We start from the raw sequence: 11834 nt of genomic DNA, 5'->3' as shown, positions 1-11834 counted from the left end.
CATGAATGCCGCAAAACGTCTGGAAATTTTTCGCCGATTTCACGAAGACAACCCGGAACCGAAGACCGAACTGGCCTACTCCTCGCCGTTCGAATTACTGATCTCCGTGATTCTCTCCGCGCAGTCGACCGATGTCGGCGTCAACAAGGCCACCGCCAAGCTCTACCCGGTGGCCAATACACCGGCGGCGATTTATGCCCTGGGTGTCGAAGGCTTGTCGGAATACATCAAGACCATCGGCCTGTTCAACAGCAAAGCGAAAAACGTGATCGAGACCTGTCGATTACTGGTGGAACGTCATGGAGGTGAAGTGCCGCAAACCCGTGAAGAGCTGGAAGCGTTACCCGGCGTCGGCCGCAAGACCGCCAACGTAGTGCTCAACACCGCGTTCCGTCAGCTGACCATGGCCGTGGACACGCATATTTTCCGGGTCAGCAACCGTACCGGCATTGCTCCAGGCAAAAATGTGGTCGAGGTTGAGCAAAAACTGATGAAGTTCGTGCCGAAGGAATATCTGCTCGACTCCCATCACTGGCTGATCCTCCACGGACGCTACGTTTGCCTGGCCCGCAAGCCTCGTTGCGGCAGTTGTCGGATCGAAGACTTGTGCGAATACAAGCAAAAGACGTCGGACGATTGAGGCGCTATTAGGTTTTTCGATTTATCGATTGAAAAAATCTTTTTTACCCGCCGGGAGATTATCGATATAAGGGGCGCCAAAGGCAGCCTTAGCCTGGAGTAACACTATGAGCACTGGCAAAGAGCAATTGGACGTAGAAGACGACTTCACCCCTGTTGAGGCTGATGATGCTGAACCGGTGGTTGAAGTGGCGAAGACCAACCTGAGCAAACGCCGTACCATCGACAATCTGTTGGAGGAGCGCCGACTGCAAAAGCAATTGGCCGATTACGATTTTGATCTATGACACCTAAAAGCCTCCCGAAACGGAGGCTTTTTACTAAGTACCGCCTGATGCCCCCCGCTCATCGCGCCTCGTCAAACGCTGGGGCAGTCACACCAGACCATTGCGTTGAGCCAATTCGATCAGATCGACCAGGGAACGTGCATTGAGTTTCAATAACAGACGAGTCTTATAAGTACTGACAGTCTTATTGCTGAGGAACATTCCATCGGCAATCTCCTTGTTGGTCTTGCCTCGGGCCAATTGTTGCAAGACCATCATTTCCCGTCCCGACAGACGATCCACCATATCGGCTTCACTGGCGTTCCCCAAGCTGGAACGTACGGTATGCAAGGCTTGATTCGGAAAGTAACTGTAGCCTGACAATACTGCCTTTATTGCACTGAGCAATTCAGTGAGATCCTGTTGTTTACAGACATACCCTGCAGCACCCGATTGCATGCAACGCATAGAGAAGTGCCCGGGTGCCTGGGAAGTTAGTATCAGTACTTTCATGGGCATTGCTGTCGATGTCAGACGCGCAATGACTTCCAGCCCATCAAGTTTTGGTATTCCAATATCAAGGATGACAATATCCGGCATATGCTCACGGGCAAGTTGCAACGCATCCACGCCATTATCTGTCTCTGCAATAACTTCGTAGCCGTGACGCTCCATTAGCATACGTACCGCAAGACGAATGACGGGGTGATCATCCACGATCAGCACTTTATTCATGGGCAAGTCCAATTTTCGCTGTTCGAATTTTTAGAGCCCGCACGATAGCCTAGTCGTTTCACCCATGGCATGCCGCCCCCCTCGGCCACCCACACCTAGAGACATTCCCTACAAACAACACGGATTATTCTTACAAAAATTCTGCAAATACAATGCTTCAGAAAATTTATCAGTCTTACGACATTCTATTTATTAAAATTTTTTTGTATCAATTTACAACCCAAAGAACAGAACAACAATACTGAGCACCGGCAATCTCACAGTCGATGCCTAATGAGCTATCCTGAAAAGTAACTGATATTTTCGGACCCGGAATTCTTACAAAAAACAACGCGCGCCCAACATCAATTTATTCTTACAGAAAAACCAGCAAACGTTTTATTGCAAGAAAGACAGATATACCCGAAGCACTAACAATGCAGTTAACATGACAAAGAATCACTAACCATAGCCCACAACCCACCGAGAAAATATAAACTTAAATGAGTAGAAAACATGAACAAACTCAAACAAAGAATCTCCAACCCCATGACACTTATTGCGATATTCGCAACTCTGTCTGAAACATCAGCAGCCGTCTCTCTGCCCTTTCTCGGAGAGGATGAAAAAGAGATATACGTTTGGTTCCTGATCAGCTTTCCTTTTTATTTGCTCTTTCTTTTCTTTGCCACTTTAAACTTCAACTATCGGTCGCTTTATGCACCCTCCGATTTTGAAAAGAGCAAGCATTTCATAAAAGCCATGGACAACACCGAGCCTTCGGAAAAGAACGACACCCGGTTGACGCCCGAAAGTTCTGCACCGAGTACGTCGCCGATGGATCGCAGATCCACTCATCCGCCTTGTAATGCGCAGGATCCACCCGAAACCGATTTGCAGACAATCCTCCCCGCTGAGCACTACATCCGACTGCCCGAGCGCCTCAAGGACCTGTACATCGTTGATGCACGCGGTATGAGCCAAAAGATCGAACTGGGTGCCTCGCTGGAGAAAATTCAGAAAGAACAGGGAAAACCTGCGCATGTGATCGTCTTCATCACCTGTGCCGAATCGGAGAGATTGCTGAAGGAAAGCGCACTCAAACACTCAAAAAACGCAAAGAAACACAGCGGTGTACCGTTCTGTGTTGCTTACAATTTGAATTCAAATGGCGTTACGGTCATTGATCAAACGTACCCACTGGCCACCAGTGGCGTTTGAAGCCCGGTCTAAAAAAAGCAGGAAGGAAGGTGTTAAAAACACAGGAAGGATGCCGCGATGCAAAGTCAGGTAGATCATCCCCTTTTCAGAACGATGGCCTTGTCTATGACAAGGCCATCCTTCCATTACGGTCGCTGCACTACAGTCTCAAGGTCTCAGAAAAGCTTCCGGCCTTTGTTCGCCGCAATACGCATGCGCAAGGCGTTGAGCTTGATGAAGCCCGCCGCGTCGGCCTGGTTGTAGGCGCCGCCATCTTCTTCGAAGGTCGCGATGTTGGCATCGAACAACGATTCGTCGGACTTGCGACCGGTGACGATCACGTTGCCCTTGTACAGCTTCAGGCGCACAACGCCGTTCACGTGGGCCTGGGATGCATCGATCATCTGTTGCAGCATCAGACGCTCAGGGCTCCACCAGTAACCGGTGTAGATCAGGCTGGCGTATTTAGGCATCAGCTCGTCTTTGAGGTGAGCCACTTCGCGGTCCAGGGTGATCGATTCGATCGCACGGTGGGCGCGCAGCATGATGGTGCCGCCTGGGGTTTCGTAGCAGCCACGGGATTTCATGCCCACGTAACGGTTCTCGACGATGTCGAGACGGCCGATACCGTGTTCGCCGCCGATACGGTTCAGGGTCGCCAGCACGGTAGCCGGGGTCATTTCGACGCCGTCCAGTGCGACGATGTCGCCATTGCGGTAGGTCAGTTCCAGGTATTGCGCTTTATCTGGAGCCTTCTCCGGGGAGACGGTCCATTTCCACATGTCTTCTTCGTGCTCGGTCCAGGTGTCTTCCAGCACGCCGCCTTCATAGGAGATGTGCAGCAGGTTGGCATCCATCGAGTACGGGGATTTTTTCTTGCCGTGACGCTCGATCGGGATGTTGTGCTTTTCAGCATAATCCATCAGCTTTTCACGGGAGAGCAGGTCCCATTCGCGCCACGGAGCAATCACTTTCACGCCTGGCTTCAAGGCGTAGGCGCCCAGTTCGAAACGAACCTGGTCGTTGCCCTTGCCGGTAGCGCCGTGGGAAATGGCGTCAGCACCGGTTTCGTTGGCGATTTCGATCAGGCGTTTGGCGATCAACGGACGAGCGATGGAAGTACCCAACAGGTACTCGCCTTCGTAAACGGTGTTGGCGCGGAACATCGGGAAAACGAAATCGCGCACGAATTCTTCGCGCAAATCGTCGATGTAGATCTCTTTCACGCCCATGGCCTGTGCCTTGGCGCGTGCAGGTTCGACCTCTTCGCCCTGACCCAGGTCAGCGGTGAAGGTCACGACTTCACAGTTATAAGTATCCTGCAGCCACTTGAGGATCACCGAAGTGTCCAGGCCGCCGGAATACGCCAGAACGACCTTGTTTACGTCCGCCATGCCATCACTCCACGGGGTTCTACGGAAAGCCGTCAAGTCTACCGCTCATGCAGGATAATTTACAGAGGCGCGACAGCTTATGACGACGAAGCGACAGATTATGTCGAGTGAGCGACGATTACAGCGGGTTCAGGAGGTCGACGCGGCGCTCGCCGATGCAGTGGCCTGAGGGGCCGGCGTTTCAGTGGGCGCAACGCGCGCGAGGTGCACATTGACCCGACGGTTCTTCGCCCGGTTGGCGGAATTGGTATTGGGCGCCAATGGATAACGCTCGCCGTGAAAGCGCACGGTGATCTGCGATTCCTGAATGCCGTTGGCCTTGAAGAACTCCATGACTGCCAGGGCCCGACGCCGCGACAGGTCACGGTTGGTCAGGCGGTTGCCGCTGTTGTCGGAGTGGCCATCGAGTTCGATGTGGTTGACCGTCGGGTCGGCCTTCATGAACGCCAGCATCACTTGCAATTGAGCCTTGGCTTGCGCGTCGAGATCGATGCCTTCGCCGGGGAAGCCGATCTGCGATTGTTTAACCTGCTCGAAATTCTTCGGCAGCAGTTTTGCCACACAGCTCTGGTAGTCGTTGAAGGCCTTGCTGAACTTGACCGGCAGCAGGCGCACTTCCGACACCCGGCCATCGCCCGAGTAATGTCGAACGACCGGACTGCGGCCATCCATCAGGCCACTGATCAAGCGGCCGGCCTGAACTTGCGAACTGTTGAACAGCACGTTGCCGCTGCCGATCCGCACAGAACCGAGGTTGATGTCGCCACGCCCCGGCTGCCAGGGTGCAGCCGCCGCCAGCAAGGTAGCCGAACCGCCGCCGATCATCGCGTTGTAGGCCTTCAGACGAAACGTCGCTTGCTCGCCAGCGCGGTGCACGAACTCACCCGAACCAAAATCGGTGATCGGTTGACTCAGGCGGCACTCGAACTTGTCTCCTTCGACCGTCCACTCGATGCTCTCCAGACGGGTCTGGAAAGTGAGCGCCATCGCTGGAAGGCTGGCAAACACGCTGAGCAAGGCTAAATAACGCTGGCGCACGGGAGGCTCCACTGGCTTCTACAACAAAAAGACCGACACACAGATGTTTACGGCATACCTGTTGGATATCGGAAGCTTCCAGCAAAACTTGATAGCGAGTGCCTGGAAGAGTCTTTTCCGGTAGCATTCCCCTCAGTTTGACCCGCCTGGAATCCCCTCATGTCCGACCGCCTGACCCTGCTGCGTCCCGACGACTGGCATATTCATCTTCGCGATGGTGCTGTGTTGCCCAATACAGTCGCGGATGTCGCGCGCACCTTTGGTCGCGCCATCATCATGCCCAACCTGGTACCTCCGGTGCGTAACACCGCTGAAGCCGACGGCTATCGCCAGCGGATTCTCGCTGCACGCCCGGCTGGCAGCCGCTTCGAACCGTTGATGGTGCTGTACCTGACCGACCGCACCCAGCCCGAAGAAATTCGCGAGGCCAAGGCCAGCGGCTTCATTCACGCCGCCAAGCTGTATCCGGCCGGCGCGACCACCAACTCGGACTCCGGTGTCACCAGCATCGACAAGATTTTCCCTGCACTTGAGGCCATGGCCGAAGTCGGGATGCCCTTGTTGGTTCACGGTGAAGTCACCCGTGGCGATGTCGACGTGTTCGATCGCGAAAAATTCTTTATCGATGAGCACATGCGTCGTGTGGTCGAGCGCTTCCCGAGCCTCAAAGTGGTGTTCGAACACATCACTACCGCCGACGCCGTGCAGTTCGTCAACGAGGCTTCGGCCAATGTTGGCGCGACCATCACCGCGCATCACCTGCTGTACAACCGCAACCACATGCTGGTGGGCGGGATTCGGCCGCACTTCTATTGCCTGCCGATCCTCAAGCGCAACACCCATCAGGAAGCCCTGCTCGACGCCGCCACCAGCGGCAGCGACAAGTTCTTCCTCGGCACCGACTCGGCGCCCCATGCCCAGCACGCCAAAGAAGCCGCTTGCGGCTGTGCCGGTTGCTACACCGCTTATGCAGCGATCGAGATGTATGCCGAAGCCTTCGAACAGCGCAACGCGCTGGACAAGCTCGAAGCCTTCGCCAGCCTGAACGGCCCGCGTTTCTACGGCCTGCCGGTGAACACCGATCGCATCACCCTGGTCCGCGATGAGTGGACCGCCCCAACCAGCCTGCCATTTGGCGAGCTGACCGTAATCCCGCTGCGCGCCGGTGAAAAACTGCGCTGGCGCCTGCTGGAGGAACACGCGTGAGTGAAGACCATTTCGATGACGAACAGGACGGTCAAGGCGGCGGAGGTGGTTCGCGCCACCCGATGGCTGAGCGCTTCCGTGGATACCTGCCAGTCGTTGTCGACGTTGAAACCGGTGGTTTCAACTCTGCCACTGACGCCTTGCTTGAAATTGCCGCAACCACCATTGGCATGGACGAAAAAGGGTTTGTGTACCCCGACCACACCTACTTCTTTCGCGTAGAGCCTTTTGAAGGCGCGAACATCGAAGCGGCCGCTCTGGAATTTACCGGGATCAAACTCGATCACCCGCTGCGCATGGCAGTGAGTGAAGAAGCAGCGCTGACCGACATCTTCCGCGGCATCCGCAAGGCACTGAAAGCCAATGGCTGCAAACGGGCGATTCTGGTCGGGCACAACAGCAGCTTCGATCTGGGTTTCCTCAACGCCGCTGTCGCTCGCCTGGACATGAAGCGTAACCCGTTTCATCCGTTCTCGAGCTTCGATACTGCAACCCTGGCCGGTCTGGCTTACGGCCAAACGGTACTGGCCAAGGCCTGTTCAGCAGCCGACATCGACTTCGACGGTCGTGAGGCCCACTCGGCTCGCTACGACACCGAGAAGACGGCAGAGCTGTTCTGCGGCATCGTCAATCGCTGGAAACAAATGGGCGGTTGGGAAGACTTCAACGACTGATCCCGGTCACCGGGTTTATCCCGCCCATAAAAAAACCGGCCTCAACGGCCGGTTTTTTTATGCCTCAAACGTGCCTTACAGCGCGGCAGCGTTCTCGGTCAGGTAAGCCGCGACGCCTTCGGTCGAAGCGGTCATGCCTTTGTCGCCTTTTTTCCAGTTGGCAGGGCAAACTTCGCCGTGCTCTTCGTGGAATTGCAGAGCGTCGACCAGACGGATCAGCTCTTCAATGTTACGGCCCAGCGGCAGGTCGTTGATGATCTGCGAACGGACAACGCCTTTGTCGTCGATCAGGAACGCGCCACGGAAAGCCACGCCGCCTTCGGACTCAACGTCGTAGGCCTTGGCGATTTCGTGCTTCAGGTCGGCAGCCATGGTGTAGCGAACTTCGCCGATACCACCATTGTTGACCGGGGTGTTGCGCCAGGCGTTGTGGGTGAAGTGCGAGTCGATCGAAACGGCGATCACTTCAACGTTACGTGCCTTGAAGTCAGACATGCGGTTGTCCAGAGCGATCAGCTCGGACGGGCAAACGAAGGTGAAGTCCAGTGGGTAGAAGAACACCAGGCCGTATTTGCCTTTGATGGCCGACGACAGGGTGAAGCTGTCTACGATTTCGCCATTGCCGAGTACGGCCGGTACGGTGAAGTCTGGGGCTTGTTTGCCTACGAGTACGCTCATTGGATATCTCCTGGTGTAAAAACGTGAAGTTCCGGGTTTGCGCCAGCCTGCCACCTTGAGGCGACAGCCCTGTGACACGAACCCGCTTCATAAGGACCGGCCATCATACACTGCGTTTTTGCCCTGTCCTTAACGGTTTTTTTGTCAGGGGAAATGCAGTCGACAGGTTTTCCTCGTGATCGATCCCTAGAGGAAACCGTTCGTCAGCCCTGATCAAAGCTTTCAGAAATCACTTTGACAATCATTCTCGTTAACATTAAGATCCATCGCAATTGAGTCACAACCAGCGACGGTTTTCACTTATGTATGTTTGCCTCTGCACTGGCGTCACCGACGGTCAAATCCGCGAAGCGATCTATGAAGGTTGCTGCAGCTATAAGGAAGTCCGTCAGGCCACCGGCGTAGCCAGCCAATGCGGCAAATGTGCCTGCCTTGCCAAGGAAGTGGTCCGCGAAACCCTGACCAAATTGCAATCGGCCCAGGCCGCGATTCCGTACCCTGTAGAATTTACTGCCGCGTAATTAACGTATTTCAGAGAACCGGACTTGATGTCCGGTTTTTTTATGTCTGAAAATCAACCGCTTACGCTCCAGACGCGGAACACAAACATTCTTATTCAGATTAATTTTCACTTAAGTTTCAATAACTTAGGTTTGACACTCTTAATTACGCGGCTCAAACTCTGCCTTATAGACAGCTACTTAGGGCAGGACCCCATCATGAAAGGCGACGTTACAGTCATCCAGCATCTCAACAAGATCCTTGCCAATGAGCTGGTCGCGATCAATCAATACTTCCTGCATGCACGCATGTACGAAGATTGGGGCCTGAACAAGCTCGGCAAGCACGAGTACCACGAATCCATCGACGAGATGAAGCACGCGGACAAGCTGATCAAGCGCATCCTGTTCCTTGAAGGCCTGCCGAACGTCCAGGACCTGGGCAAGCTGCAGATCGGCGAACACACCAAGGAAATGCTTGAGTGCGACCTGCGTATCGAACGCACCGGTCATGCGGATCTCAAAGTGGCTATCGCTCATTGCGAAACCGTTGGCGACTTTGGTAGCCGTGAACTGCTTGAAGATATTCTTGAATCCGAAGAAGAACATATCGACTGGCTGGAAACCCAACTGGGTCTGATCGATAAAGTCGGTCTTGAGAACTATCTGCAATCGCAGATGGGCGAAGAGTAGGAGCTGTGTAGGAGCTGTGTAGGAGCTGTCGAGTGCAACGAGGCTGCGATCTTGGCGATGGCAGTGGCGACATCGATATAACTTATCAAGCGCAATAAAAAGCCCCGCTCCTCTTTCGAAGGCGGGGCTTTTTAGTTGCTGGAGATCAAAAGATCGCAGCCTCGTTTCACTCGACAGCTCCTACAGGGGAGCCAATCGTCTTAGGCTTCGGTCTTGTTGGCAGCAGCAGCTTCGACAGCAGCCTTGATGGTAGTTTGCAGCGAACCGTCTGCAGCCATTTCAGTCATGATGTCGCTACCGCCGACCAGCTCACCGCCAACCCACAGTTGCGGGAAGGTTGGCCAATTGGCGTATTTTGGCAGGTTGGCGCGGATTTCCGGGTTCTGCAGGATGTCCACGTACGCAAACTTTTCACCACACGCCATCACGGCCTGCGCGGCTTTCGCGGAGAAGCCACACTGCGGGGCATTCGGCGAACCTTTCATGTAAAGCAGAATGGTGTTGTTAGCAATCTGCTCTTTAATCGTTTCGATGATATCCATGGAGCACCTCGGCTGAACTTTCCGACTCAGGGGTCGGCACGGTGGCGCATTGTAACGGAAACCCGAGCACCCTGCTCGGTCTCCCCGACAGACTTGATCAAGCCGCCGCCACAGTCACTGGCACACCGTTCAACGCGGCATTGCCCGACAACTCATCGAGCTGACACTCGTCGGTCAAGTCATTGGCGCTGGAGCCCGGCTGACCACTGGCAATGGTCATCTGCACGCCTGGCCGCGCATGGCCCCAACCGTGCGGAAGGCTGACCACGCCTTTCATCATATCCAGACTGCCGAGCACTTCAACTTCAATCACACCGACCCGCGAACTGACCCGCACTCGCTGCCCGTCGTTGAGCCCACGGCTGGCCAGGTCATCCGGGTGCATCAGCAATTGATGGCGCGGCTTGCCTTTCACCAGGCGATGATAGTTGTGCATCCACGAGTTGTTGCTGCGCACATGACGGCGGCCAATCATCAGCAACTCATCAACGGCCGGTGCTTGCAACGCCGCAAAGCGGGCGAGGTCAGCCAGGATCACGGCAGGCGCTGCCTGGACTCGCTGACTAGCCGTTTTCAGACGTGGAGCCAGGTTGGATTTCAATGCCCCAAGATCGACACCGTGAGGGTGATCAAACAACGTCGCCAGCGATAGCTTGTGCTCCGAAGCGTCGCCATACAGCCCCATCCGCAAGCCATGATCGATCATCTGCGCCGGAGCGACAGTGGGTTTCAATGCTTTGCCAGTCTTCGCAGCAAAGGCCTTGGCCAGCCCCACGAAAATCTCCCAGTCATGCAACGCACCTTCAGGTTTGGCCAGGATCGCGCGATTGAACCGACTGACGTTGCGCACCGCAAACATATTGAAAGTCGTGTCGTAATGATCGTTTTCCAGGGCCGATGTGGACGGCAGGATCAGGTCGGCATAACGCGTGGTTTCATTGATGTACAGGTCGATACTGACCATGAACTCCAAACCGTCCAGAGCCTGTTCCAGTTGTCGGCCATTGGGCGTCGACAGCACCGGATTACCCGCCACGGTAATCAGCGCGCGGACCTGCCCTTCCCCTTCGGTAAGCATCTCTTCGGCCAGCGCCGAGACCGGCAGTTCTCCACCATATTCCGGACGCCCGGAGACCCGGCTCTGCCACAGATTGAAATGCCCACCCGAGGTGGACGCCACCAAATCCACCGCCGGTTCGGTGCACAACGCACCTCCCACACGATCAAGATTACCGGTGACCAGATTGATCAGTTGCACAACCCAATGACACAAGGTGCCGAACGCCTGGGTCGAGACACCCATGCGGCCGTAACAGACCGCTGTCGGCGCCGCCGCAAAGTCCCGCGCCAGTTGGCGGATCTGTTCGGCGGGCACCGCACATAGTGGGCTCATGGCCTCGGCGGTGAAATTCGCGACCGCCTCCCGCACCTCTTTTAGACCGTCCACCGGCAAATGACTGTCGCGGGTCAGACCTTCAGCGAACAAGGTGTTGAGCAGTCCGAACAACAACGCCGCGTCGCCACCGGGGCGCACGAACAGATGCTGGTCGGCAATCGCCGCGGTTTCGCTGCGGCGCGGATCGACCACCACCACTTTGCCGCCGCGGGCCTGAATGGCCTTCAAGCGCTTCTCCACATCCGGCACGGTCATGATGCTGCCGTTGGAGGCCAGCGGATTGCCGCCAAGGATCAGCATGAAATCGGTGTGATCGATGTCCGGGATCGGCAACAGCAAACCGTGGCCGTACATCAAATGGCTGGTCAGGTGATGGGGCAACTGATCGACCGAGGTCGCGGAAAACCGGTTGCGGGTTTTCAACAGGCCGAGAAAGTAATTGCTGTGGGTCATCAGCCCATAGTTGTGCACGCTGGGGTTGCCTTGATAGACCGCCACCGCGTTTTGCCCATGACGCTCCTGAATCGCCACCAGCCGTTCGGCTACAAGGTTGAAGGCGTCTTCCCACTCGATGGGTTGCCATTCACTGCCGACCCGCAGCATCGGCTGACGCAAACGATCCGGATCGTTCTGAATATCTTGCAGGGCGACGGCCTTGGGGCAGATGTGCCCGCGGCTGAAGGTATCCTGAGCATCACCCTTGATCGAAGTGATCTGCACCGCGCCTTCGACCTCGGTGGTTTCGATGGTCAGGCCGCAGATGGCTTCACACAAGTGGCACGCACGGTGATGGAGAGTCTTGGTCATGGCCAGTCTCTGTCTTGTTCTGGGCGGGCAATATCGGCCGCGGGAACAAAACTATGGCGCCTGATCCACTGCTGCGCCAGCGACGTT

At 55.6% G+C, this 11834-nt stretch carries 13 protein-coding genes; 7 read left to right on the top strand and 6 right to left on the bottom strand.

The annotated features are described in order from the left end of the window. Nucleotide 1: 1 nt before the first annotated feature. Nucleotides 2–640, top strand: a complete 639-nt coding sequence (gene nth / locus E3W21_RS01680; RefSeq protein ID WP_129438022.1) for an endonuclease III — start codon at nucleotides 2–4, stop codon at nucleotides 638–640. A 106-nt stretch (nucleotides 641–746) separates the two neighbouring features. Continuing rightward, on the top strand, nucleotides 747–926 hold the full coding sequence (locus E3W21_RS01675; protein ID WP_007898493.1) for a PA3496 family putative envelope integrity protein: 180 nt from the start codon (nucleotides 747–749) through the stop codon (nucleotides 924–926). An 87-nt stretch (nucleotides 927–1013) separates the two neighbouring features. On the opposite strand, the gene E3W21_RS01670 is transcribed toward E3W21_RS01675, so the two are convergent. Beyond that, on the bottom strand, nucleotides 1014–1640 hold the full coding sequence (locus tag E3W21_RS01670) for a response regulator transcription factor (protein ID WP_008155570.1): 627 nt from the start codon (nucleotides 1638–1640) through the stop codon (nucleotides 1014–1016). A gap of 495 nt (nucleotides 1641–2135) precedes the next feature. Between E3W21_RS01670 and E3W21_RS01665 the strand changes: the two genes are divergently transcribed. After that, on the top strand, nucleotides 2136–2840 hold the full coding sequence (locus tag E3W21_RS01665) for a hypothetical protein (RefSeq protein ID WP_129438024.1): 705 nt from the start codon (nucleotides 2136–2138) through the stop codon (nucleotides 2838–2840). 155 nt (nucleotides 2841–2995) lie between these two features. Here the strand turns inward: E3W21_RS01665 and E3W21_RS01660 are convergent, their stop codons facing one another. Together E3W21_RS01660 and E3W21_RS01655 are read right to left on the bottom strand one after the other, a co-directional pair. After that, nucleotides 2996–4213, bottom strand: a complete 1218-nt coding sequence (locus E3W21_RS01660) for an argininosuccinate synthase (RefSeq protein WP_007898502.1) — start codon at nucleotides 4211–4213, stop codon at nucleotides 2996–2998. A gap of 129 nt (nucleotides 4214–4342) precedes the next feature. Continuing rightward, the gene (locus tag E3W21_RS01655; RefSeq protein WP_134417413.1) at nucleotides 4343–5251 is read right to left on the bottom strand and encodes an OmpA family protein; all 909 of its coding nucleotides are present in this window, start codon (nucleotides 5249–5251) and stop codon (nucleotides 4343–4345) included. A 159-nt stretch (nucleotides 5252–5410) separates the two neighbouring features. Between E3W21_RS01655 and pyrC the strand changes: the two genes are divergently transcribed. Both pyrC and rnt read left to right on the top strand, forming a co-directional pair. Next, entirely contained in the window at nucleotides 5411–6457 is a 1047-nt protein-coding gene (pyrC, locus tag E3W21_RS01650; RefSeq protein WP_129438028.1) for a dihydroorotase, read from the top strand. After that, nucleotides 6454–7131, top strand: a complete 678-nt coding sequence (gene rnt, locus E3W21_RS01645) for a ribonuclease T (protein WP_129438030.1) — start codon at nucleotides 6454–6456, stop codon at nucleotides 7129–7131. Before pyrC ends, rnt begins: the two co-directional genes overlap by 4 nt. Nucleotides 7132–7206: 75 nt before the next feature. Here the strand turns inward: rnt and E3W21_RS01640 are convergent, their stop codons facing one another. Beyond that, nucleotides 7207–7809: a peroxiredoxin gene (locus E3W21_RS01640; protein WP_064679479.1), complete on the bottom strand. Its 603-nt coding sequence runs from the start codon at nucleotides 7807–7809 to the stop codon at nucleotides 7207–7209. 302 nt (nucleotides 7810–8111) lie between these two features. Between E3W21_RS01640 and E3W21_RS01635 the strand changes: the two genes are divergently transcribed. Together E3W21_RS01635 and bfr are read left to right on the top strand one after the other, a co-directional pair. Then, the gene (locus tag E3W21_RS01635) at nucleotides 8112–8330 is read left to right on the top strand and encodes a bacterioferritin-associated ferredoxin (RefSeq protein ID WP_008155585.1); all 219 of its coding nucleotides are present in this window, start codon (nucleotides 8112–8114) and stop codon (nucleotides 8328–8330) included. A 198-nt stretch (nucleotides 8331–8528) separates the two neighbouring features. Then, nucleotides 8529–9002: a bacterioferritin gene (gene bfr, locus E3W21_RS01630; protein ID WP_056742015.1), complete on the top strand. Its 474-nt coding sequence runs from the start codon at nucleotides 8529–8531 to the stop codon at nucleotides 9000–9002. Between the two features lie 200 nt (nucleotides 9003–9202). Here the strand turns inward: bfr and grxD are convergent, their stop codons facing one another. Both grxD and E3W21_RS01620 read right to left on the bottom strand, forming a co-directional pair. After that, a complete protein-coding gene (grxD, locus tag E3W21_RS01625) occupies nucleotides 9203–9544 on the bottom strand; it encodes a Grx4 family monothiol glutaredoxin (protein WP_007943565.1) in 342 nt (113 codons plus the stop codon). Nucleotides 9545–9641: 97 nt separating this feature from the next. Then, complete coding sequence (locus tag E3W21_RS01620) at nucleotides 9642–11747, bottom strand: molybdopterin oxidoreductase family protein (RefSeq protein ID WP_134417411.1); 2106 nt, start codon at nucleotides 11745–11747, stop codon at nucleotides 9642–9644. Between the last annotated feature and the right edge of the window lie 87 nt (nucleotides 11748–11834).

Origin of the sequence: Pseudomonas sp. F01002 (genome assembly GCF_004402115.1) — a bacterium.
Classification (GTDB): Bacteria; Pseudomonadota; Gammaproteobacteria; order Pseudomonadales; family Pseudomonadaceae; genus Aquipseudomonas; species Aquipseudomonas frigoris.
Note: the sequence above shows the minus strand (reverse complement) of the source record. Positions and strands in the feature narration are given on the sequence as shown.

Coding starts and splice junctions, on each gene's coding strand:
- pyrC (WP_129438028.1), top strand. CDS start 5,411: ATGTCCGACCGCCTGACCCTGCTGCGTCCCGACGACTGGCATATTCAT.
- E3W21_RS01620 (WP_134417411.1), bottom strand. CDS start 11,747: ATGACCAAGACTCTCCATCACCGTGCGTGCCACTTGTGTGAAGCCATC.
- bfr (WP_056742015.1), top strand. CDS start 8,529: ATGAAAGGCGACGTTACAGTCATCCAGCATCTCAACAAGATCCTTGCC.
- E3W21_RS01675 (WP_007898493.1), top strand. CDS start 747: ATGAGCACTGGCAAAGAGCAATTGGACGTAGAAGACGACTTCACCCCT.
- E3W21_RS01660 (WP_007898502.1), bottom strand. CDS start 4,213: ATGGCGGACGTAAACAAGGTCGTTCTGGCGTATTCCGGCGGCCTGGAC.
- nth (WP_129438022.1), top strand. CDS start 2: ATGAATGCCGCAAAACGTCTGGAAATTTTTCGCCGATTTCACGAAGAC.
- E3W21_RS01665 (WP_129438024.1), top strand. CDS start 2,136: ATGAACAAACTCAAACAAAGAATCTCCAACCCCATGACACTTATTGCG.
- grxD (WP_007943565.1), bottom strand. CDS start 9,544: ATGGATATCATCGAAACGATTAAAGAGCAGATTGCTAACAACACCATT.
- E3W21_RS01670 (WP_008155570.1), bottom strand. CDS start 1,640: ATGAATAAAGTGCTGATCGTGGATGATCACCCCGTCATTCGTCTTGCG.
- E3W21_RS01635 (WP_008155585.1), top strand. CDS start 8,112: ATGTATGTTTGCCTCTGCACTGGCGTCACCGACGGTCAAATCCGCGAA.
- E3W21_RS01640 (WP_064679479.1), bottom strand. CDS start 7,809: ATGAGCGTACTCGTAGGCAAACAAGCCCCAGACTTCACCGTACCGGCC.